We start from the raw sequence: 21,325 nt of genomic DNA on the forward strand, positions 1-21,325 counted from the left end.
ATTGAAAGTGGTAGCGGGGGCTGGATTTGAACCAACGACCTTCGGGTTATGAGCCCGACGAGCTACCAGACTGCTCCACCCCGCATCAATTTAGAATGCACATTGTAGGCGAGTTTTATAGACTTGTCAATCTTTATTTAAAATAAATTTAAACTAAAAATCTTAACTCTATAACAATCCACTCAGCACTACGTGCTGCAAAAAAGTTGGTGCGATTGGGGGGACTTGAACCCCCACAGCTTGCGCTACCACCCCCTCAAGATGGCGTGTCTACCAATTCCACCACAATCGCTTATAGTCGTTTATAACTATAACTTTTTTACTTCTCTGTTTTTAAGCAGCTTTTTTCAAAGTCATGAGGATAACAATGAGGAGTAATACATGTAGCCGTACAAAAACAGACGAGCATTGTAAAACTAACCCAACGAAATAGCAAGGATGACTATAAAAAACTTGCCTACTATTACTCTTTGCAGGCTAGGTTGTTATAAGTCAGCTCATTACTCAGGATTTTGCGTCAAAGGACGCGGCGTTTGCGGCGCTGAAACTGGAGCATCTAAACGAAACTGATCTTCAGCCTGCTCACGCGCGTTTACCGCAAGAACCATACTGGTTATAAAGAAAATAACAGTCAATACTGCAGTAGCACGTGTCAAAAAGTTTGCCGTGCCTGCTGCACCAAACACGGTACCAGAAGAGCCAGCACCAAAAGAGGCTCCAGCATCTGCTCCTTTGCCATGCTGTATCAAAATCAAGCCAATCATGGCAATCGCCACGATGATATGCAGGGCTAATATAAACGTAAACATGGTGGCCTCTTTTGCCGACAAATAACGAAAGTCAACTCTTAATATTTAGCACTATGATCATAGAACTATAGGAAGATTCAACTATAATAAGAATAAATAAGGCGCATTGTACACGATTGCAAGGGCACTGTTAAACCCACTTTTTATGACTCATAAACGCTTTTTGCTCAATACTTATTTTTAATAAGTAAACTTAGTAGTTAATTATTATAAAGTCTGTTTGTTTTTAGCTTGGTTAAAAGCGTGAGCAATCGCCAAAAAACTCTCTGCTTTTAGTGATGCACCGCCAACCAGTGCTCCATCTATCATAGGGCTGGCCGCAAAGCTATCAGCATTATCTTTGTTAACGCTGCCGCCATATAAAACCGTCGTTGCAGGTAGCGTTGTCTCAAAGCTTGCGACTGTTTCTTTAATATGCTGATGAGTCGCGTCTACTTCCATCACTGTTGGGACCTTGCCTGTACCAATCGCCCAAACAGGTTCATAAGCGATAATCAAACGCTCCGCTAGTCTTTGAACAAGTTCAGGCGCTTGCTCTTTACTTTTAATAAGTAAGTCCTTTATTACAGCTAGTTGATCATCTAATACACTAAAGGTTTGCTGATTATCGTATTGAGTTTGCGTTTCACCGATACAGTACACCACGCCTAAGCCTTGTGTAAAAGCATGACTCAGTTTTTCTAACAGACTCTCATGAGACTCTTGGTAATATTGGCGACGCTCAGAGTGCCCGAGTATCGTCCATGTCGCGCCTGCATCAGCGATTTGCTGTGCTGAACAATCACCAGTATATGCCCCGCTACTATCACTAAGCGCACTGATATCTTGAGCAGCAGTGAGTATAGCGGTGTTTTGCAAGCGTGCGCTCACATTTGCTAAGTGGATACAGCTAGGCGCTACCATTAACTGACAACCATTACTGACAGTATCATCAGCAGTCGTTAATAACGTGTCTAACAGTGCATTAACGTCTTTAGTCGTTGCTGGATTTTGTTTCCAATTGCCAATTACCCAAGCTTGCATGGTTTATCTACCTTCTATCATTCGTCGTTGTCGATGTGGCTGATACGCGCGTAAGTATAGCAAAAATTCATCTGCTACTGTTATAAGTGTCGTTATTGTTCTATAAGCTTTGACTTTTTACTGTCATAAAACTTTATATACTTTTAAAGCTGAAATGTAAATTGTCATGTTTCTTGCATATATTCACTATCGTTCTATTAAACCAGAGTATAAGTCACGATTTATAAGCTTGATTTGCTTATCGATATCGAAATAAAAAATAATTCTAAGACTAGCACTCATAGATTTGCCATATATGCAGTATTAAGGAGAAAGGGTCATGTCTACTACATTTGGTGGATTAGCACAGCAGCTAACTCATGCAGGGATTGTGAGTGAAGCAAACATGCAGACTGCTCAGACTGAATCAAAGCAGCAGCAACTCAGTCTCGTATCATATTTAGTAGAGCACAATATGGCCAATGCCTATCAGCTTGCTCAGTTGATGGCGCAGTCTTTTGGCGATCCGCTGTTTGATCTTAATGTCCTTAGTAATGATGTTATTCCAAAAGATCTGGTAGACGAGAAAATTGTACGTAAGTTTAATGCGCTGCCTATCTTTAATCGCGGACAGCGATTATTTGTGGCCTTAAGTGATCCTACTCGTATTGATGCTATTGATGCCATTGCCTTTAATTCTCGGCTGTCAGTTGAGACAGTAGTAGTCGAAGAAGACAAGCTTAAAAAACGTATCGATAGTATTTATGCAGACACCATGCAAAGTTTTGACAGTTTCGCTGATGGCGACTTGAGTGTCGACTTTGAAGATACAGAAGAAGGTGACAGCGGTGAAACCACACTTGCTGACGGTGTCGATGAAGCCCCTGTTGTGAAGTTTGTAAATAAAATGCTGGTCGATGCGATTCGTATGGGAGCGTCCGATTTGCATTTCGAGCCCTATGAGAAATCTTATCGCGTGCGCTTTCGAGTCGATGGTGTGATGGAAAAAATAGCAAATCCGCCCGTACAGCTGGCGGGTAAAATTGCAGCTCGCCTCAAAGTGATGTCACAAATGGATATCTCAGAGCGGCGCATACCACAAGACGGCCGTATTAAGCTTAAACTGTCCAAAAATAAAGCGATTGATTTTCGTGTGAACTCGTTGCCAACCTTATTTGGTGAAAAGGTGGTACTCCGTATTTTAGATCCTTCTGCTGCAAAGCTTGGTATCGATGCTTTGGGTTATGAGCCTGACCAAAAAGAGATGTTTTTAGAAGCGCTTCATAAGCCGCAAGGTATGCTATTGATTACTGGACCGACAGGCTCTGGTAAAACGGTATCGTTATACACCGGTATCAATATTTTGAATACCGGAGCGACCAACATCTCTACCGCTGAAGATCCTGTTGAGATTAACCTTGAGGGTATCAATCAGGTCAATGTGAATTCGAAAGTAGGTCTAACATTCTCTAATGCTCTAAAATCATTTTTGCGTCAAGATCCAGATATTGTCATGGTTGGTGAGATTCGTGATCTTGAAACGGCTGAAATTGCTATTAAGGCGGCTCAGACAGGGCATATGGTTCTCTCAACACTACACACCAATTCAGCGCCTGAAACCTTAACGCGTTTACGCAATATGGGCGTTGCCTCATTTAATATTGCCACCTCTGTCAACCTAGTCATTGCTCAGCGACTGGCGCGACGCTTATGCAAAAACTGTAAGACCGCTCTTAACGTACCAAGACAAAGCTTACTTGAGCTTGGCTTTACTGATGCTGACTTAGATGATCCAAACCACAGTATTTATGAGCCTGTTGGTTGTAACGAATGCCGCGAAGGCTATAAAGGCCGTGTTGGTATTTATGAAGTTATGAAAGTCGACCCAAATATCTCACGTATCATTATGGAGGACGGTAATGCAATCGATATTAAAGATGCCGCACTCAAAAACGGTTTTCGTGATTTGCGACGTTCGGGCATTTTAAAAGTACTTCAAGGTGTCACTAGTATACAAGAGATGATGCGAGTAACTTCTGAATGATAGTAAGTTAATGCTGGCCATTGTTTAAGACTTAAGAGCGACTAAATAACCATCTAAAAAACACTTATTAAATAACGCTGATTAGAGCATATAGATTACGAAAAACTTGAGGGTAAAGACATGGCACAAGCTAAGACTGATATGCTATTAGACTTTGTCTATGATGGAGTCAATCGGCGTGGACAAAAGATCAAAGGTGAAACCACAGGTCGCAGTTTAGAGATTGCAAAAGCGACGCTGCGTAAACAAGGTATCACAGTCAAAACAATCAAGAAAAAACCTAAGCCCCTGTTCACTGTAAAAAAAGCCATCAAACCCATTGATATTGCCATCTTTGCGCGTCAATTAGCTACTATGATGAAGGCTGGTGTTCCCTTGACTCAGTCGTTTGAGATTGTCGCGGATTCGCTAGACAATCCGAGTATGAAAGAGTTGGTACTGCAAATCAAAACCGATATTGAAGCTGGCGGTACCTTTGCCTCAGCGCTACGCAAGCATCCGCGCTATTTTGACGATCTGTTTTGCTCTCTTGTAGACTCTGGTGAGCAATCAGGCGCGCTTGAGACTATGCTTGAGCGTGTCGCTACCTACAAAGAAAAAAGCGAGCTTCTTAAAGCTAAAATCAAAAAAGCCATGAAATACCCTATCGCTGTAATTGTAGTAGCTATAATCGTCACCATCATCCTACTGATTAAGGTAGTTCCTGTTTTCTCGGGTCTATTTGAATCTTTTGGTGCAGAACTACCCGCTTTCACACAAATGGTTGTCGGTATGTCAGACTGGATGCAGGCATGGTGGTTTATTCTTATCATTGCCATTGGTGGTAGTATTGTTAGCTTTACAGAAGCCAAAAAACGCTCTAAAAAGTTTCGTGATTTTCTTGATCGTGCTACTTTAAAAGCACCTATATTTGGCAATATTGCTTACCAGGCTGTCATCGCCCGTTTCGCGCGCACGCTGTCTACTACCTTTGCTGCTGGTGTACCATTGATTGATGCTTTAGACTCTACTGCAGGTGCCGCCAATAATGTGGTATTTTACGATGCTATTCAACAGATCAAAAACGATGTATCAACCGGTCAACAATTGCAGTTTTCGATACGCACGACTAACCTGTTCCCAAGCTTAGCGATCCAAATGGTCGGTATTGGTGAAGAATCAGGCAGCTTAGAAGAGATGCTTGACAAGGTAGCCGTATATTATGAAAACGAAGTCGATAATGCCGTTGATGGTTTGACCAGCTTGATGGAGCCATTGATCATGGCGGTACTAGGGGTTTTAGTAGGTGGTTTGGTCATTGCCATGTACTTACCAATTTTCCAGATGGGTTCAGTAGTAGGGTAGCAAATTGATGCAATTGTTAGAATTATTACAAAGTAATATGACCTTGGCGCTCGTTGTATTTGCAATATTAGGGCTATGTATAGGCAGTTTTTTGAATGTCGTGATTCATCGCATACCGCTGATGATGATTTATAGCTGGCGACAAGAATGCAGCCAGTTTATGTCTCAGCAAGTAGATATGCCGCATGAGCATACTAAGGCCTTAACGGACATTACGGCGACAGATACGCCCATTACTTTAAGTAGACCAGCATCGCGCTGTCCTCACTGTGCGCATCAAATAAAATGGTATGAGAATATACCCTTAGTAAGTTGGCTTGTACTACGTGGTCGTTGCTCTGATTGCAGCGCAGCGATTGGTATACGTTATCCTATTGTAGAGCTAGTCACTGCGCTACTATCAGCATTGGTTATCTATCAATTTGGCGTTACAGCTGCTGGCTTGTCTGCTCTTATCTTGGTATGGACATTGATTGCCTTAACTGGTATCGATTTTGATACGCAGCTATTACCTGATCGACTGACTTTTCCATTAGCAGGGCTTGGCTTGGCGGTCAATTCTCAAGGCTGGTTTGTCTCCCCTACCCAATCGGTTTGGGGGTTATTGCTAGGATTTTTATCGTTATGGATCGTCGTAAAAGTGTTTTATCTCATAACCAAAAAACATGGTATGGGACAAGGTGATTTTAAGCTACTAGCAGTATTGGGGGCTTGGCTTGGACCTATGATGTTGCCGTTGATCATTCTTCTATCTTCTTTACTAGGCTCAATTGTCGGTATTGTTTTGATGAAAAGGCACGGAGAGAGCCAGCCTTTTGCCTTTGGACCTTATATTGCGATCGCTGGTATCGTAGCTCTCCTTTATGGCTCTGATATTGTTCATTGGTATTTAAATATGTATGTTTAATATAGAATTACAATATAACAAACGAATGCTTATATCTTTATCGGCGGTACGCGTTAAGCTAGTTGATTAATGACGATTGTTTGATAAGAACAAGCAATTCATTAGTACTAATATTTATAATTGTCTTTTCTACTAACTTACGAGCCAATAAGTCACCGCTATGTCAATATATTCTGAAACGCCTGTACATAAAAGCCAACAAGCTAAAATACAGAACAAGACCTTAGTGGTTGGGCTAACAGGCGGTATCGGTAGTGGTAAGTCTGCCGCCAGCGATTGGTTTGCAGCACAGGGAATTGACATCATTGATGCCGATGTGATTGCTCATGAAGTAGTAAAAAAAGGCAGCCCTACTTTGCGTAAGATTCAAAAAAAGCTTGGAGAGTGGGTAATTGATGCAGAGGGTCACATGGACCGTGCAGCAGTACGCACACACGTGTTTGCAAATCCTGCCGCGCTTATTGACCTTGAAGCCATTACCCATCCTGCTATTCGCGAGGCTGCAAAACAACAACTAGCAGCAAGCACTTCACCCTATGTTATATTGTCAGCCCCACTACTCATTGAGGCCGCAGAAGCAGGTCTTGCTAACTTATGCCAACGTATTTTAGTCATTGATGTAGATGAAGAGACGCAACTTGCGCGTGCCAGTCTGCGTGATGAACAAAGTATAGTGAAAATAAAAGCCATCATGGCAAACCAACTTCACCGTACTGAACGTAATCACCATGCTGATGATTTGGTGGTAAACGAAGAAGACTTAGCAAGCTTACATCAACAGCTAGAGCCACTGCACCAAACATACCTCAAGCTTGCCCAGCAGCTAAAGTACGCTGGCGATTGATTTCGTAAAGCGCCATACCAGTAGCCACACTCACATTAAGGCTTTGTAAGTTACCGTGCTCATTTCCTGACATAGGTATGTATACCAGCTCATCACAGCTTTCTGTGGTCAACCGACGCATGCCCTCACCTTCTGACCCCATAATTAAAGCTGTTTTTCCTGTCAAATCAGCAGCATGTATAGGCTTAGCTGTCTCATTTAATGCCGTACCGAATACAAAAACGCCTGCATCCTTGATACGCGTCAGCGTACGCGCTAGATTGGTTACACTAACAATAGGCATCATCTCAGCTGCGCCTACTGATACTTTAGCGACTGTCGGAGTCAAACTTGCTGCATGATGCTTTGGACATATCACTGCATCCACACCCATAGCGACTGCTGTACGTAAGCAGGCACCAAAGTTGTGCGCATCCGTAATCTGATCAAGTACCAATAATAAGCATTGATTGCGCCCAATAACGTTATCTAATAATCCTTCATCTGCAAATCCTAATGGACGAGCATGTAATACAACCCCTTGATGCTGAGGACTACCGCATAGTTGCGTCAGCTTATCTTTTTGCGTTGGCTGCATGCTAATGCCATTTGCCTGTGCTTGCGCGATAATGTCTCTTACATGACTGTCGTTTTCGCGCCCTTGTTGTACAAATAAGCTCAATGCATCAAGTGGACGAAGCTCAAGCAAAGCTTCGATGGCGTGAATACCATAGAAATAACTGGGTTTTGCCATAATAGGCCTACTAAAAAATTGAATATCGCTAATATGATATAAGTTGGGATAACACGATGTCTATCTGTCTCTACAGAAATTTATCGAATATGATTACAGTAAAGCGGTACCTACCTTGTGAATACTACCCTTCTAAATGGCAGACATACTGTACAATCTCTTCAGTACGCAGATTGAAGCTGCTATTGCCTTCAACCACGAACGATTGACCAGCGCGGTAGTAGCTAAACTCCTCATCGCCCTCTATTTTGACTTCACATTCGCCGCTAATAATCTCAATACGCTCTGAAGTATTGGTACTAAAGTGGTATCGTTCAACGGTATTGTCACAAGGTAAAATGACACCCAATGTTTTATGCCGGCCATCTTCGAACATAATAGTATGACTTGAGCAGCGCCCATCATACGTTACTGTAGCCTGAGCATTGACCGTTACGTTAGTATATTGTGCCGCTGACATAGTGGCTTCCTTATCAAATAATTATAGCTAAACTAAAAAATAAGTGTCTTATGACATTACAGTTTACATCTTCATACTGAACATAGCTTATTTTAAAATAACTGCTTTTAATATAGTTATTATTAAATAAGCAGATTATATTACTGGTTTGATAACCTAACCGCTTATAGACTCAAGTTTTACCTAGGCACGTCCCATCTTTGACAGACTATTATGTGTACATACTGTGGCATAAGTTTATGATTGAGTGAGTTTATGCTACCACATTATCTCTAAAAAGTTTGTTACAGCGATGCTGAAAATATTATCTATTCACCAAACTGACCATCTTCTAGTACCCTTAAATAATTGCTATGTATACCAATATTGATATAATTTGCTAGGGTTATGACCATTAATTAAATCCTCATTTAGTTTAGAATAAGACACCAAACACAGTTGCTTTTCACAGACCTTATCGTTAGTCTAACTAAGATTACCAATGCCAATTGCCTACCATGAGAGACTTTAATGCTTTTATCGTTAACCTTATATCAGTTTGCGCTGATTGCTGAACATGAGCTGAGCATGGCTGAAGGCTTTAATGTCATTACTGGTGAAACAGGCGCAGGAAAATCGTTGCTACTGGATGCATTATCGCTTTGTATCGGTGAACGAGCAGACAGTGCCATGGTCAGACATGGTGCGGCTCACGCCGATATCTACGCGCAGTTTGATGTGACAAATAATGCTGTTGTGTCCGACTGGTTTACTGAGCATGAGCGCTCTTTAGATGAGCCTGAGATATTGATTCGTCGTCAGCTAAGTAACAGCGGGCGCTCAAAAGCTTGGTTGAACGGAACGCCTGTGAGCCTAGCTGAATTGAAAAGTTTGGGTGCATTGCTTGTCAACATTCATAGTCAGCATGCGCAGCAAGCGCTACTAAAGCCGCAATTTGTAGTGCAGTGGCTTGATGAGATGGCTCAGTTAACTCCTTTAGCAGCGCAGACGGCGAGCAGTTACCAGCACTATCAACAGCTAAAACGTCAAGCGGATGAAATTGCTAGCCGCGAAGCCCAGCGTCAAGACCGTATTCAACTGCTACAAAACCAATTGGCAGATATTGCACCGTTATTGGCTGTCGACTATCATGATGTCGAAGCTGAGCATGAAGAGCTGTCTAATATAGAGGCCTTAATGACAGAGGCCAGTCAGGGTTTGCACTTGCTCGATAATGATAGCGATGAGCCTGATGTCATGACCTTACTTGGTCAAGCGATTAAACTGTGTGACCATCAAATAGGGGTTAGCCAAACCTTTGGGCAAGCCTCAGAGCAACTACATCTTGCGCAGCAGCAGATCACTGAAGTGACTGCTCTACTTTCAGATTATGCCGAACAACAACTTCCTGATCCTGAACGCTTGCAAACCTTGGACAGCCTGATAAGTCTTGGCCATCGTCTATCGCGCAAACATAACTTACCGGCAAATGACTTAATTTCTGAAGCCCATGTGTGGCAGCAGCAGTTAGAACAGTTAGAAAACGAGCCTAGTAGTGATGTGTTGGCTGCACAAATCGAAGATGCTTGGCAAGTGTATCTGCAGCTCGCTACCAAGTTAAATGAGCAGCGTTCAAAAGCGGCACCCGTGATCAGTGAGCAACTTATTCAGCAACTACAGCCCCTTGCTTTGCCTAACGCTCGCTGTGAGTTTGTCTTTACTAAAAAGGCGAATCCCAGTCTTTATAATGCGCAAGGTTGTTACGATATTGACCTATTGTTTAGCGCCAACGTTGGTATGCCGATGCAGCCGCTACACAAAATTGCCTCAGGTGGTGAGCTGTCGCGCATGGCGCTGGTCATGCAAGTATTGCAAGCGACAAGTGCGGATAACAATGCTGCCAAACCGATGCTAGTCTTTGACGAGGTGGATGTCGGTATCAGTGGCGGTACTGCCCAGGTAGTAGGCGAATTACTGCGTAGCCTTGGACAGACACAGCAGCTGCTAGCAATTACTCATCAGGCTCAAGTCGCTGCCCAAGCACATCAGCATATTTTAGTGCAAAAGCATCACAATGAGCAGACGCAAAGTGAGCTTATTATTTTGACTAAAGATGCGCAGGTAAATGAGCTGGCACGTATGTCAGGCGGGGTTACTATTACTGATGTCACTCGTGACCATGCCCGTAGTTTGCTAACTGGTATCAAGTAAAGAGCTATTGCTAGTATGCATCCTTATTTTAAAAGTGGGATAGCAAAATAGTTCATACTTTACGTCTATTGCTTATGATAACGATGCCATTCCTATATTGCTTTTTTGTTTAGTATCACCATATAGTAGTGTCTCACCTTTTATATTACTTATATTATATTTGTCTTTATGTCCAAAGCTAATTTGACCCATCACTTCTTAATTGCCGCTCCTGACTTGTCAGACCCAAGGTTTGAGCGGGCGCTTATTTATATTTGTCGTCATGATAAACAAGGCGCTTTAGGGTTGATGGTGAACCGTCCCCTTGAGCAGGCACGTGTGGGTAAACTGCTAGAAGATTTGAACATCGATGTGACCAATCCTCAAATTATGGAAGACTTAGCACTAGAAGGCGGCCCGATGTATCCTGAGGTAGGATTTGTATTACATACGGGTCAACCGGAGTGGGCATCGTCGTTTGCCATCTCAGAGAACGTCTGTATCACTACCAGTCAAGATATCTTACAGCGTATCGCGGCAGGGCAAGGTATTGGGCACTACCACTTATGCTTAGGACATGCCAGCTGGAACAAAAAACAGCTCGAGCGTGAGCTTAAAGACGGCGACTGGTTAGTATGCCCTGCCGACTTAACATTATTATTTGATACGCCGTTTGAAGAGCGCTGGCAGCTCGCCGCTGAGAAAATCGGGATTAACTTTGATTATCTCAGTAGTGATATTGGTCATGCATAAGGTATTTGTAATGGTAGAGTCTTGTCCTATTAAATTGGGCCTCATAGAAATAGGAGATGCATAGAACGATGGTAGATTCTAATCTTTCTCTTGAAGCTGTTGACACGGCTATATCGGAACCTGAGATTAAGCCGCATCTTATCTTGGCACTAGATTATGGTGTCAAAAAAATGGGAATGGCACTTGGCAATACTGTGACCGAGACTGCACGCGCATTTGATATCTTGGCCATGAATAATGGACAGCCAGACTGGGACAATCTATTGGGCATTATTAAGGTTTGGGGGGTTACCCAAGTGCTCGTCGGGCTCCCTTTAAATATGGACGGTAGTAGCTCTATGCTCTCAAAACGGGCGCACAAATTTGCGCGTCGCTTGACTCATAGATTAATGGAGCAGCGCCTGCCTGCAAAAGTGACATTATGTGATGAGCGTCTAACTTCTATGGCTGCAAGAGAGATCGCTTGGGAAAATGGCTGGATTCGAAATGAGCGTGACCCAATCGACGACATCTCTGCCTGTATTTTATTATCAACTTACTTTACCGATCCAAATAGCAGCATGGCCATCAGTGCGATAAAACCTGATTAGTTGAATCATTAGACAGTCGAATGTTGCGCTCATTCAAAGACGATGTTCTGACCCAATTCTATGCTTTGTCTAAGCATACCGCCGTTAAATAAAGTATTATAAACCTTTACGAACAGATGACTGATCGTTATGACCAATGTTTCAGACCAACCAACGCAATACGGTTTTGCCCCGCTTGCTATCGCACGTATTAAAGGTGCACAGCTTGCCAATCAAATAGCGATTTATCTTATTTACGCTGCTATTATCGCTTTTATGGTCTTTGGCACCATTGCTAGTATTAAAGCATTCCATGACAATCAGCTACTTTATCGACTGTTTTTTAATTTGCCTTATGCGCTGATAGCATTGACCATACCTATCACTATTTATGATGGTTTTGTCATTTACCGTTACCGCTTAAATCAACCTTCAATGATTGCTTTAAGCATTGGTGTATCTACGATCGTACTGGTCGGTGGGCTGTTATTCGCTGATACTGCATGGTTGGGACTGGCATCGTGGCTTGGAGTGGCGTTTTTATTTAAAGCAAACTTTAAGCGCTTTTTTAACTTTTTGGAAGCCGAAGCAGTAACTGAAGAAGAGCTTGGAAACGAACATGTAACTGATGAAAAGTTGCCACAAACTCCTAAAGAATCTTCAATCGACAGCAATTTCTAAATTTACTACTTATTTTTAATATAACAACTATGACTACTTCAATATCTGACATTGCGATCCATCATCATTTGGATACCCAAGGACTTATATGTCCGGAGCCGGTTATGATGCTGCATCGAACCATTCGTAAAGCCGATGGCGGCGATATCATTGAAATTCTTGCAACCGATCCTGCGACGACGCGCGATATTCCTAATTTTTGTCGTCATCTTGGTCATGAGCTTGTACATCAAGAAACACTGGCTGAGAACGTACACTTAAATGCCGATCCTGACGAAATCACCATTGATAGCGATGATGCTACGCCTACAAATATGACACTCTATCGATATTTGGTTAAGAAAAAAACGGCATAGCATTTCTAAGCGTGTTTTTGTGAGCATTTTTCATCGCTGTTTTCATTCTTACTTGAGCACTATTTTATGAGTCGTGATCGCGCCGTGCAACAACGCCAACCTAAAGCACTGGCAGTAGACGACGAGCCCAGTTATATGACTGAGTTTCGTCAAGCGATGCTGGCCCGCGGTTTGGCAACTCGTACGCGTAATGCTTATGTTCGTGACTTGCGTACTTGTGAGCTGACCAGCCCTACAGCATTGACAAAGTGGCAAGCCGAGGATGTATTGCAGTGTCTCTCTTGCCTCGCCACCGAAAGCAAAACCCCGCGTACCCAAGCGCGAATGCTCTCAAGCCTGCGTCAATTCTACTTGTGGATGATCGCCAGCAACCTGCGTGAAGACAATCCTTGTGAGCGTATTAAAAGCCCTAAACTTGGACGTCCTTTACCAAAAGATTTAGCGGAAGCAGATGTCGATAACCTACTTGCTGCACCTGATACTAGCACCGCGCTGGGTCTACGTGATAAAGCTATGTTAGAAGTGTTGTATGCTTGCGGCCTACGGGTCAGTGAGCTGATTAATCTGGCGCTTGAACAAGTCAATCTTAATGCTGGCTGGTTACAGATTACGGGGAAAGGTAATAAAACGCGACTGGTACCGCTAGGTGAATATGCAGCGGACGCGCTGGACGATTATCTGTCTCATGGGCGTGGAGACTTGATTGCGCATTTGAAATCGGGCAATTGCCAAGCGGTATTTCTGACCGCACAAGGTGGTTATATGACGCGGCAGAACTTTTGGTACTTATTAAAGAAATACGCCAAAGTCACCAGTATTGATAAAGAGCTATCGCCGCATACGCTACGTCACGCCTTTGCGACTCACTTGCTCAATCATGGCGCGGACCTTCGCAGCGTACAGTTATTATTAGGCCATAGTGACTTATCGACCACGCAAATTTATACCCATGTGGCGACGGCAAGATTGCAAAAATTGCATGCAGAGCACCATCCGCGTGGCTAGAATTAAAATCTAACATTAAGGAATATATCGTGTTGCAAGCTCAGTCGTCTCTTCAGCCTACCCTGACAAAAGGGCAAAACTCTGCACTCAAAAACCTTACCATTATTGGTTACTTAGAAGGTACGTCTTTTCTATTGTTACTTGGTATCGCGATGCCACTCAAATATATGTTGGGCATTCCTGAAGCGGTAAGATATATCGGTATGGCGCACGGGGTACTATTTATCGGCTACATTTTGACACTTGTGTATGCCGCGAGCAAAATAAAAATGCCACTGTGGGCGCTACCCGCTGGTGTGCTCGGCTCGTTTTTACCCTTTGGTCCGTTTGTGTTTGATTCTTTGTTGAAGAAGCGTTTGGAAAAGTAGTTTTGAAAAAAATTGAGTATCAGTAACGATGTTACAGATGAATACGACTTATAATATTGAGATAAAAAATCGCTAACTATGAAGGTTTCAAAATGAACTTCGATTAAAAACTATGTGGTTTTTCCATTTATCAACTTTAAATCTTGATCTTTATTAAATACGCTTTTAACTCAGTAACTAAAACACCATTTTATTCTTCTGAATTACCGACCACTATGTGAAATACAATTCTATCAATCCCTAGCTGCAAACCTGCCTTTTTCTCGTTACAATACCTGCCATAGCTTATTAACCTTTTCCTATCTATTATCTGAGAACCCCATGAGCCATAGACCACCTGCTGACCTATTAAAAAACGCCGAACACTGGCGCGAAGATATCAATTTTAGCCAAGATGTACTGGGTAAACCGTTTGACTTTACTACCACGTGGGGTATTTTTTCACCGCAAAAGCTCGATGACGGTAGCCTCATGCTGCTTGATTATGTGGACTTTCAAGCGGATGATGATTCGATAGATTTGGGCTGCGGTTATGGCGTGCTCGGTATGACAGCAGCACGCGAATGTCCAAACGGTCAGCATACATTAATTGATAAAGACTTTATGGCGGTAGAATATGCACGCCATAACTGCGTGCAAAATGGTCTAAACAATGTCGACGTGCATTTATCAAACGGCTTTAATCATGTGGCAAAAGACAAAGATTTTAGCCTTGTGATGTCAAACTTGCCAGCCAAGGTCGGTAAGGAGCAGCATTATCTATACTTCCTTGATGCCTATGCGCGCATGCGTGAAGGTGGACGATTTTATGTGGTCACTATCAATGGCTTGCGCCAGTTTATGAAGCGCTCGTTTACCGAAGTATTTGGCAATAGTGAAAAGGTCAAACAAGGCAAGACCTATACCATTACCATGGCAACCAAAGACTAAAACGATTTATATCTGCCATAAAAAAACACGCTAACGTTAGCGTGTTTTTTTATGCATGCTTTAGGATGCTCCCTAGGCTACATCTGCCGTTTTATCAGATAAAAACCTAAGGCAGCACTACCGATAATCGGTAACAGTACCATGAGCATGGGCGAAAACCCCGTCGCCAATGAGACAAAGCCGACCAAATCTTGCACATAGCTAAATAGCAAACCAAAAAGTAACGCGACCACAATACGCAGACCTAAGCTATGCGTGCGCAATGAGCCAAAAACGAATGAACAAGCAACAATCACCAGCGATAAGATGGACAGCGGTGATAACAGCTTTTGCCAAAATGCAAGCTCATGTGGCAACGAGCGCTTGCCTTGTTGTTGCATAAATTGACGATGTTCATAAAGCTGCGTCAGAGACAAATCCTCTGCTTTGCGAGTCAGTAAATAGACGGACTCAGGTGCAAAGGGCAGACTTAGAGTATCTAATGAGGCCTTAGATTGGCTACTCTCAAAGCCTTGATTGATGGACAGCTTAGTCATATTATTTAGCTGCCACTCGTACCGATATTGCTCGCTTAGCTTGCCAGTAGTGCCCAAAGATTGACGACCAATGTACTGCCCACCCATCGCATGAGTGGCTGTTTGTAAGTCACCATTATTGTCCAGATGCCAACGTTTGACTTCACCAATGTTACCTTGTACATCCGCATAATCGATATATAAAATATCACTGCCATCAGGCTGTACGTTACCATCCGTATTGCTTTCAGTTGTACTTTGAAAGCGCGGCTGCATCGTCCAGTAGCCACGTACTGAAGTGACTAGTGAGCTGCTGTCTTCGTTGTTTATTTCACGAGCCAGTTGGTTAGAGTTGGGCAGTACAAACTGATTCAGCATTAGTGCCAATAGTACAAACAATAACGCTGGTTGCAATACCCAGCCGACGATGCGATAGATACTGACGCCAGCGGCACGCATAACGACAAGCTCACTTTTACTAGCCAGCAACCCTAAGCCCACTACTGCGCCAAGTAGTGCACCTGTTGGCATAAATTGCTCTAAAAAGTAAGGCGAGCGGTAAAAAATATATCTGAGCGCATCAGACATGGTATAACTATCAGACAAATCTTCAAGCTCAGACAAGTAGGTAAACAAGACTTGTAGTGCCCATAACCCAACTACCGCCGCGATAATCGCTAAAAGCGCATTGGTTTTGACATAACGTCCAAGCACCTTTAAATTGGAGGAACGGCTTTGAGGGATCTGAGCTTTAGATAACAAGGCGCGCATTAGAGCTGACCTCCATTAGAGTCTTTTATTGAATTATCGACAGACCCCAATGACTTATCTTCAAAACGCACACGCAATCGGTGCTGAAAGCGACTGCCCCAATTCATATAAAGCGCCAATGCCATAAATCCTAGTACCAGCCATGCGTACGCCCAAACGCTCACGCTACCTTTACCCACAGCATTCTTCAAAGATATGATGCCAAGCGCACAACTGACAAACAATAAAATAGAGGGAAACAGTCGCAACCAGCGACCTTGACGCGGACGTACTTGTGCAAGCGGTACAGCAAGCATAGGAGCGATAATCATCAGCCAAGGTAGCGTAAAGCGGTAGCCAAGCTCACCTTGTGCTGCTCGTAGCGCATCAGCACTACCAACTTGCACACTGCCTGTAGCGGCCTGCCATAAAGGTCCGATTTCTTGGGTTTCAATATTGTTTTCAGTCACCACCTCTTTTGAGGATTCAGTTAACGTAATACGATAACGATCAAAGCCTACTTGATTGTACTTCAGGCTACCTGCGCCCACTTCATAACGTCGACCTTGGAATAGATCTAACTGCGTCACACCGCTACCAGCATTCTCTACTTGCTCAGCGCGCTTAGCCAAGGTAATGGTGTCTTTATTAATAGAATGATCCGCATTGTCAGCTGACTTTTTGGATGGCTCAGATTGGATAAGTACCACATCTTGTAGCTGCGTTTTGTCATCGCTAAGACTGCCTACATACAAATGATAATTACCGCTACTAATAAACTCATTGGGACGAATTAAGTCAAAAGCACTTGTCAATGCTTGTTGCTGCCAAACCGCCTCAGATGAGCGCACCCCCCACGGCTTACCGACAATCGATAATGCCGCCTCCCCTACAAACAATGCCAAAATTAATGGGGTCATCAAACGCGCAAGCTTACCGCGAGAGACACCGCTGGCATTGATAACCGCCATTTCTTGATCGACATACAGACGTCCAAACACCAGCATCAAAGCAATAAAAAACGCTAACGGTAAAATAAGCTCTAAAAAATACGGCAAGTTATAACCAATAATGACAAACAATAAGCCAATATCGAGATTCCCTTCAGCAGCAATTCCGAAGTAACGTATTAGGCGACCACCAAGCATCATCACTACCAAAAAGCCCAATACCAAAGCAGTGGTTGAGGCAACCTGACGGGTCATGTAGCGGCGTAATATCACAATAGGTACTCTTAAACAGTTGGTATTGGTGCGTTTCTTCGCAAACTTAATGACGGTTTTTAAGGTGTCGATTGGGTATTATAGAGATAGCATTGCTCAGGTAAATACTTAAATAAATATAAACATCATTGAACCGCTGGTTAGCGACATCGTATGAAAATTAGCGACTACTAGTGATCGAGACAACCGCTAATGCTAGCACGTTTTGGCAAAAAATAGCGGTGAAATGTGTTTGGAAACATTACCTAACCCTTGCCAATGGCATATTTTTCATAACATAAAGTAGTCCGATACGATAAAGTCATATAGCTTAATAAAAACGATAGGTAGACTGGTTTAATCATACAAAGGCTTTGATTAATTCGGTTTGGAAAGATAGAAAGGTTTGTTTGTCATTCGTATCACTGATCGAATATTGGCGCTATTCATTGCTAAACTCATGTATTGTCAAAAATCACGATCAACATTTACTATACCAATAGCCCACTTTTTACTTATGCAGCCTAATGGAGAACAATATGTCTAATCCCTCTACCTTGCTTGAATTAGCTGGTGGCGAATTTGATACGCTTGATTGGTCAAATTGTGCTATCGTCTTTATCGATTATCAAAACGAATATGTGGACGGTGTTATGCCACTAGGTCAATCGGGTAGTAAGGCGATTGACAATGCACGCCTACTGCTTGATAAAGCTCGCAAAAAAGACATTCCTATCTTTCATATCGCCCATCATGGTGAAGACAATGGCAACGTTTTTGATCCATTATCTTCTAATGTTGCTATTGTTGACGATTTAAAACCGATGAATGGCGAAAAAACCATTACCAAAAAGCATCCTAATGCGTTTTATAATACTGAGCTTAGTACACTTATCTCTGCTGCGCAAAAGCAGCAAATTATCTTTGCAGGTTTTATGAGTCATATGTGTGTCAGCTCAAGTGTCAGAGCTGCCTTTGACTTAGGCTTTACTAATTTTGTCTGTCATGATGCTTGTGCCACTCGCGACCTTCCCAACGCTAAAAGAGAGACGATAAGTGCTAACACTATGCACGACACGGCTATGGCAGCGTTGCAAGATAGGTTTGCTGCGTTAGTATCGACTGACGAGCTGGCCAATGACTAATCAGTTGCAGATGGTGAGTGCGGGGGAATAGGGTAGAAAAACATATGGAAACATTCACTAACCCTTGCCCTCTGCGCACGAATTATTCAATATGCTACACTACAGCCATAATCAAATATACTAAAAATGTATCGCTGTTAATGCAGTCGCTTTCAAAGTGTAGAAGTCATGATTTACTCATTTTAGGTTCAGAGTTTATCAATAAATGAATGATCAATAATCTGTCTTATTTAACTTTTTGTTTTACAATTTTGATGTGAGTATCTGCATCATTTATCAACACTTCTTATATTACTACTCTAATAAGGATAACTATATGAATATCAAACTATCTCAGCATTTGCCAAAGACTCATACGCAAAAAATGCTCAAAAAAGAAGCAAAGAGTAAAGATGAAGCTTGCCTTGTGGTTTTGGTGGACGATGAAAAGAACATCCTTGCCAAATCGGCTTTAACTGACTATACCGCGCGTATCGAGCAGTTGATTGAGGTCTCACACTTTAACGGTAAAGCTTGTGAGACAGTGGCAGATTATGCGTTGGCAGGGGACAAAAAAACCACCAAGCAAAACCCTGTACAACTCTTATTAGTTGGCGCTGGTAATGTTGATAAACTGAACGAAACTGTTTTACAGAAGATTGCTAAAACCATCTATAGCAGCACCCAAAAACGTGTGGCATCGATTACTGTCGCATTGGGTGATACTCTAGAAGAAAACCATTTTGGTCAATTTGCCCTCAATCTATTGGCAGCAAGCTATCGTTTTGACAAATACAAGTCAGAGCAAACTACGCCCATATTGACCGATATCTATTTGGTGGCTGATGAGTCACTACAGCCTGCGCTAGATTTTGCCCAATCAGTCTTTGCAGGTCAAAGTCTGACCCGTGATGTGGCCAATGAGCCTGGCAATATTTGCTTCCCGGCGTATATGGCAGAACAAGCCGAAGCGCTTGCCAAGACTTATCCTGACCTATTAAAAGTGAGCGTACTTGGTGAAGATGAGATGTCAGCGCTAGGTATGGAGTGCTTTTTAGCAGTGGCTAAGGGCTCTACCAAAGAAGGTAAGCTGGTACTTATGGAGTATCGCGGCAAATCTAATTTCAGTGCCGATGCTGACGCTAGCAAAGAGGCCACTAGTAGTGCGAAAGTTTCTGGCAGTTTAAAAGCATTGGCTGATAAATTACCAACCAAAACCTCTAATAAGAAAACGGCTAAAAATGCAGTTACCAGTAGCGATGATAATGCACAAGCTGTAAACGATGATGCTCCTATCGTGTTGGTCGGTAAAGGCATAACCTTTGACTCAGGTGGTATCTCAATCAAGCCTGGTGCGGCCATGGATGAGATGAAATTTGACATGGGCGGTTCAGCGTCTGTGCTTGGTACGCTCAAAGCCTTATGTGAAGCGCGTCTACCGATCAACGTTGTGGGCGCCCTCGCCTGCGCTGAAAATATGCCATCAGGCGATGCCACTCGCCCTGGTGATATCGTCAAAGCCATGAACGGTAAGTCAGTTGAAGTCTTGAATACCGATGCTGAAGGCCGTTTAGTATTGGCAGATACCTTGTGCTACGTACAACGTTATCAGCCAAAAGCCATCATCGATGTCGCGACATTGACTGGTGCCTGCGTGGTCGCATTAGGTCATGTACGTTCAGCGGTCTTTAGTAATGATGAAGATGTGTTATTCGAATTAGAGAACGCCAGTAATCAAACAGGTGATCTTATCTGGCATATGCCAATGGATGATGCTTATCAAGCACAGCTTGACTCGCCTATCGCTGATATGCAAAATATCGGTGGCAAAGGTGCAGGCGCTGTGACCGCTGCTTGTTTCTTGTCACGCTTTGTGAAAGAAGGTCAAGCATGGGCGCATTTAGATATTGCTGGCACTGCGTGGAGCTCAGGTAAAGATAAAGCAGCAACGGGTCGCCCTGTACCATTATTTATGCAATACTTGAAAAATAGCGCAAATATGGCCTAATTCATTGACGAAAACCAATTTATGAAAATTAGCTTTTATGTATTAAGTGAGAGTAAAGCCCAAGATTTCTTGGGCTTTATTTGTCAGTTGACTCAAACAGCACTCAACAAAAGTAATCAATCACTACTAATTCTTACTCAAGATAAAACCTTGTTGTCGACGCTTGATGAGGCGCTATGGACTCAGGATGAGACAAGCTTTATCCCGCATCAATGCCTTGCAACTTTAACCAACGCTACTCCTGACGATAATGCTACTAATAAAATGTCAGCACCGGTTTTATTAGGTAGCTATATGCCTGCTGATTTTAACGGTATCGTACTTAATACCACGCTACATCCAGTCAACGACTTTATGGCAGTGACTAACAACGCCAAGCCCACTCGGGTCCTTGAGTTGATCAAGCCTGATACAACCAGTGTGCAAGAAGGGCGTCATAAATATAAGCACTATAAACAGTTAGGCTATGAATTGACACACTTCAAAGTATAATTGACCAATATTAAAGCTATAGAACACCCTCTCTTATTGTCTTCATTCTTGTGTAATAAATCTTCTAAATAGACTGATTGAGAAAAAATTAGTTTGCCTATACTTACCTGCTTATTTTCTCTTATTCATTGTATTTTTAACTTTGTATCATTGTTATTGTCGCTCTTATAGTCAACTAATAATCACTATTAGGTGAATAAGTTAAAAAATGCTACTATCTGTCGTCTCGTTTTTTATTGTTACTACAATTTATTTTTTAC

General features: G+C 42.7%; 21 protein-coding genes and 2 tRNA genes. 15 read left to right on the top strand and 8 right to left on the bottom strand.

Annotated elements, in window-relative coordinates:
* Nucleotides 1-8: 8 nt before the first annotated feature.
* From ACTXGH_RS05130 to tpiA, 4 genes are all read right to left on the bottom strand, one after another.
* Nucleotides 9-85: transfer RNA gene (locus ACTXGH_RS05130), tRNA-Met, on the bottom strand.
* Between the two features lie 122 nt (nt 86-207).
* Nucleotides 208-292 (bottom strand) — tRNA-Leu (locus ACTXGH_RS05135).
* A 208-nt stretch (nt 293-500) separates the two neighbouring features.
* Nucleotides 501-809, bottom strand: a complete 309-nt coding sequence (gene secG, locus ACTXGH_RS05140) for a preprotein translocase subunit SecG (protein WP_299218738.1) — start codon at nt 807-809, stop codon at nt 501-503.
* A 207-nt stretch (nt 810-1,016) separates the two neighbouring features.
* Nucleotides 1,017-1,832: a triose-phosphate isomerase gene (gene tpiA, locus ACTXGH_RS05145; protein ID WP_439296130.1), complete on the bottom strand. Its 816-nt coding sequence runs from the start codon at nt 1,830-1,832 to the stop codon at nt 1,017-1,019.
* 319 nt (nt 1,833-2,151) lie between these two features.
* Here tpiA and pilB point away from each other — a divergent pair, with 319 nt between their 5' ends.
* The 4 genes from pilB (at nt 2,152) to coaE (ending at nt 6,950) form a co-directional block, all read left to right on the top strand.
* Entirely contained in the window at nt 2,152-3,855 is a 1,704-nt protein-coding gene (gene pilB, locus ACTXGH_RS05150; protein ID WP_439262511.1) for a type IV-A pilus assembly ATPase PilB, read from the top strand.
* Between the two features lie 120 nt (nt 3,856-3,975).
* A complete protein-coding gene (locus ACTXGH_RS05155) occupies nt 3,976-5,199 on the top strand; it encodes a type II secretion system F family protein (RefSeq protein WP_439296131.1) in 1,224 nt (407 codons plus the stop codon).
* Between the two features lie 7 nt (nt 5,200-5,206).
* Nucleotides 5,207-6,106 carry a prepilin peptidase gene (locus tag ACTXGH_RS05160; protein ID WP_439296132.1) on the top strand — a complete coding sequence of 300 codons (900 nt, stop codon included), beginning with the start codon at nt 5,207-5,209 and terminating at the stop codon, nt 6,104-6,106.
* A gap of 160 nt (nt 6,107-6,266) precedes the next feature.
* Nucleotides 6,267-6,950: a dephospho-CoA kinase gene (gene coaE / locus ACTXGH_RS05165; protein ID WP_439296133.1), complete on the top strand. Its 684-nt coding sequence runs from the start codon at nt 6,267-6,269 to the stop codon at nt 6,948-6,950.
* On the opposite strand, the gene rlmB is transcribed toward coaE, so the two are convergent.
* Entirely contained in the window at nt 6,913-7,683 is a 771-nt protein-coding gene (rlmB, locus tag ACTXGH_RS05170) for a 23S rRNA (guanosine(2251)-2'-O)-methyltransferase RlmB (RefSeq protein ID WP_439296134.1), read from the bottom strand. The two genes, coaE and rlmB, sit on opposite strands and share 38 nt — an antisense overlap.
* A gap of 124 nt (nt 7,684-7,807) precedes the next feature.
* Nucleotides 7,808-8,143 carry a pyrimidine/purine nucleoside phosphorylase gene (gene ppnP, locus ACTXGH_RS05175; protein WP_299218752.1) on the bottom strand — a complete coding sequence of 112 codons (336 nt, stop codon included), beginning with the start codon at nt 8,141-8,143 and terminating at the stop codon, nt 7,808-7,810.
* Nucleotides 8,144-8,653: 510 nt separating this feature from the next.
* Here ppnP and recN point away from each other — a divergent pair.
* From recN to ACTXGH_RS05215, 8 genes are all read left to right on the top strand, one after another.
* On the top strand, nt 8,654-10,333 hold the full coding sequence (recN, locus tag ACTXGH_RS05180; RefSeq protein ID WP_439262519.1) for a DNA repair protein RecN: 1,680 nt from the start codon (nt 8,654-8,656) through the stop codon (nt 10,331-10,333).
* A 168-nt stretch (nt 10,334-10,501) separates the two neighbouring features.
* Nucleotides 10,502-11,065 carry a YqgE/AlgH family protein gene (locus ACTXGH_RS05185; protein ID WP_439296135.1) on the top strand — a complete coding sequence of 188 codons (564 nt, stop codon included), beginning with the start codon at nt 10,502-10,504 and terminating at the stop codon, nt 11,063-11,065.
* A 68-nt stretch (nt 11,066-11,133) separates the two neighbouring features.
* The gene (gene ruvX / locus ACTXGH_RS05190) at nt 11,134-11,655 is read left to right on the top strand and encodes a Holliday junction resolvase RuvX (RefSeq protein WP_439296136.1); all 522 of its coding nucleotides are present in this window, start codon (nt 11,134-11,136) and stop codon (nt 11,653-11,655) included.
* Between the two features lie 129 nt (nt 11,656-11,784).
* Nucleotides 11,785-12,315 carry a hypothetical protein gene (locus tag ACTXGH_RS05195; protein ID WP_439296137.1) on the top strand — a complete coding sequence of 177 codons (531 nt, stop codon included), beginning with the start codon at nt 11,785-11,787 and terminating at the stop codon, nt 12,313-12,315.
* A 29-nt stretch (nt 12,316-12,344) separates the two neighbouring features.
* On the top strand, nt 12,345-12,671 hold the full coding sequence (gene tusA, locus ACTXGH_RS05200; RefSeq protein WP_439262525.1) for a sulfurtransferase TusA: 327 nt from the start codon (nt 12,345-12,347) through the stop codon (nt 12,669-12,671).
* A gap of 66 nt (nt 12,672-12,737) precedes the next feature.
* A complete protein-coding gene (xerD, locus tag ACTXGH_RS05205; protein ID WP_439296138.1) occupies nt 12,738-13,676 on the top strand; it encodes a site-specific tyrosine recombinase XerD in 939 nt (312 codons plus the stop codon).
* A gap of 29 nt (nt 13,677-13,705) precedes the next feature.
* Nucleotides 13,706-14,044, top strand: a complete 339-nt coding sequence (locus tag ACTXGH_RS05210) for a DUF3817 domain-containing protein (protein WP_439296139.1) — start codon at nt 13,706-13,708, stop codon at nt 14,042-14,044.
* A gap of 321 nt (nt 14,045-14,365) precedes the next feature.
* Nucleotides 14,366-14,974 (top strand): class I SAM-dependent methyltransferase, encoded by a 609-nt coding sequence (locus ACTXGH_RS05215; protein ID WP_439296140.1) that lies wholly within the window; start codon nt 14,366-14,368, stop codon nt 14,972-14,974.
* A 77-nt stretch (nt 14,975-15,051) separates the two neighbouring features.
* Here ACTXGH_RS05215 and lptG read toward each other — a convergent pair whose 3' ends face one another.
* Entirely contained in the window at nt 15,052-16,260 is a 1,209-nt protein-coding gene (gene lptG, locus ACTXGH_RS05220; RefSeq protein WP_439262537.1) for an LPS export ABC transporter permease LptG, read from the bottom strand.
* Nucleotides 16,260-17,462: an LPS export ABC transporter permease LptF gene (gene lptF / locus ACTXGH_RS05225; RefSeq protein ID WP_439296141.1), complete on the bottom strand. Its 1,203-nt coding sequence runs from the start codon at nt 17,460-17,462 to the stop codon at nt 16,260-16,262. Before lptF ends, lptG begins: the two co-directional genes overlap by 1 nt.
* A 518-nt stretch (nt 17,463-17,980) precedes the next feature.
* Here lptF and ACTXGH_RS05230 point away from each other — a divergent pair.
* From ACTXGH_RS05230 to ACTXGH_RS05240, 3 genes are all read left to right on the top strand, one after another.
* A complete protein-coding gene (locus tag ACTXGH_RS05230; RefSeq protein ID WP_439296142.1) occupies nt 17,981-18,586 on the top strand; it encodes a cysteine hydrolase family protein in 606 nt (201 codons plus the stop codon).
* Between the two features lie 316 nt (nt 18,587-18,902).
* Nucleotides 18,903-20,573, top strand: a complete 1,671-nt coding sequence (locus ACTXGH_RS05235; RefSeq protein ID WP_439296143.1) for a leucyl aminopeptidase — start codon at nt 18,903-18,905, stop codon at nt 20,571-20,573.
* A 21-nt stretch (nt 20,574-20,594) separates the two neighbouring features.
* A complete protein-coding gene (locus ACTXGH_RS05240) occupies nt 20,595-21,065 on the top strand; it encodes a DNA polymerase III subunit chi (RefSeq protein WP_439296144.1) in 471 nt (156 codons plus the stop codon).
* Nucleotides 21,066-21,325 lie beyond the last annotated feature (260 nt).

The organism is Psychrobacter sp. 1Y10, assembly GCF_052259005.1.
GTDB classification, from domain to species: domain Bacteria; phylum Pseudomonadota; class Gammaproteobacteria; order Pseudomonadales; family Moraxellaceae; genus Psychrobacter; species Psychrobacter saeujeotis.

Coding starts and splice junctions, on each gene's coding strand:
- secG (WP_299218738.1), bottom strand. CDS start 809: ATGTTTACGTTTATATTAGCCCTGCATATCATCGTGGCGATTGCCATG.
- tpiA (WP_439296130.1), bottom strand. CDS start 1,832: ATGCAAGCTTGGGTAATTGGCAATTGGAAACAAAATCCAGCAACGACT.
- pilB (WP_439262511.1), top strand. CDS start 2,152: ATGTCTACTACATTTGGTGGATTAGCACAGCAGCTAACTCATGCAGGG.
- ACTXGH_RS05155 (WP_439296131.1), top strand. CDS start 3,976: ATGGCACAAGCTAAGACTGATATGCTATTAGACTTTGTCTATGATGGA.
- ACTXGH_RS05160 (WP_439296132.1), top strand. CDS start 5,207: ATGCAATTGTTAGAATTATTACAAAGTAATATGACCTTGGCGCTCGTT.
- coaE (WP_439296133.1), top strand. CDS start 6,267: ATGTCAATATATTCTGAAACGCCTGTACATAAAAGCCAACAAGCTAAA.
- rlmB (WP_439296134.1), bottom strand. CDS start 7,683: ATGGCAAAACCCAGTTATTTCTATGGTATTCACGCCATCGAAGCTTTG.
- ppnP (WP_299218752.1), bottom strand. CDS start 8,143: ATGTCAGCGGCACAATATACTAACGTAACGGTCAATGCTCAGGCTACA.
- recN (WP_439262519.1), top strand. CDS start 8,654: ATGCTTTTATCGTTAACCTTATATCAGTTTGCGCTGATTGCTGAACAT.
- ACTXGH_RS05185 (WP_439296135.1), top strand. CDS start 10,502: ATGTCCAAAGCTAATTTGACCCATCACTTCTTAATTGCCGCTCCTGAC.
- ruvX (WP_439296136.1), top strand. CDS start 11,134: ATGGTAGATTCTAATCTTTCTCTTGAAGCTGTTGACACGGCTATATCG.
- ACTXGH_RS05195 (WP_439296137.1), top strand. CDS start 11,785: ATGACCAATGTTTCAGACCAACCAACGCAATACGGTTTTGCCCCGCTT.
- tusA (WP_439262525.1), top strand. CDS start 12,345: ATGACTACTTCAATATCTGACATTGCGATCCATCATCATTTGGATACC.
- xerD (WP_439296138.1), top strand. CDS start 12,738: ATGAGTCGTGATCGCGCCGTGCAACAACGCCAACCTAAAGCACTGGCA.
- ACTXGH_RS05215 (WP_439296140.1), top strand. CDS start 14,366: ATGAGCCATAGACCACCTGCTGACCTATTAAAAAACGCCGAACACTGG.
- lptG (WP_439262537.1), bottom strand. CDS start 16,260: ATGCGCGCCTTGTTATCTAAAGCTCAGATCCCTCAAAGCCGTTCCTCC.
- ACTXGH_RS05230 (WP_439296142.1), top strand. CDS start 17,981: ATGTCTAATCCCTCTACCTTGCTTGAATTAGCTGGTGGCGAATTTGAT.
- ACTXGH_RS05235 (WP_439296143.1), top strand. CDS start 18,903: ATGAATATCAAACTATCTCAGCATTTGCCAAAGACTCATACGCAAAAA.
- ACTXGH_RS05240 (WP_439296144.1), top strand. CDS start 20,595: ATGAAAATTAGCTTTTATGTATTAAGTGAGAGTAAAGCCCAAGATTTC.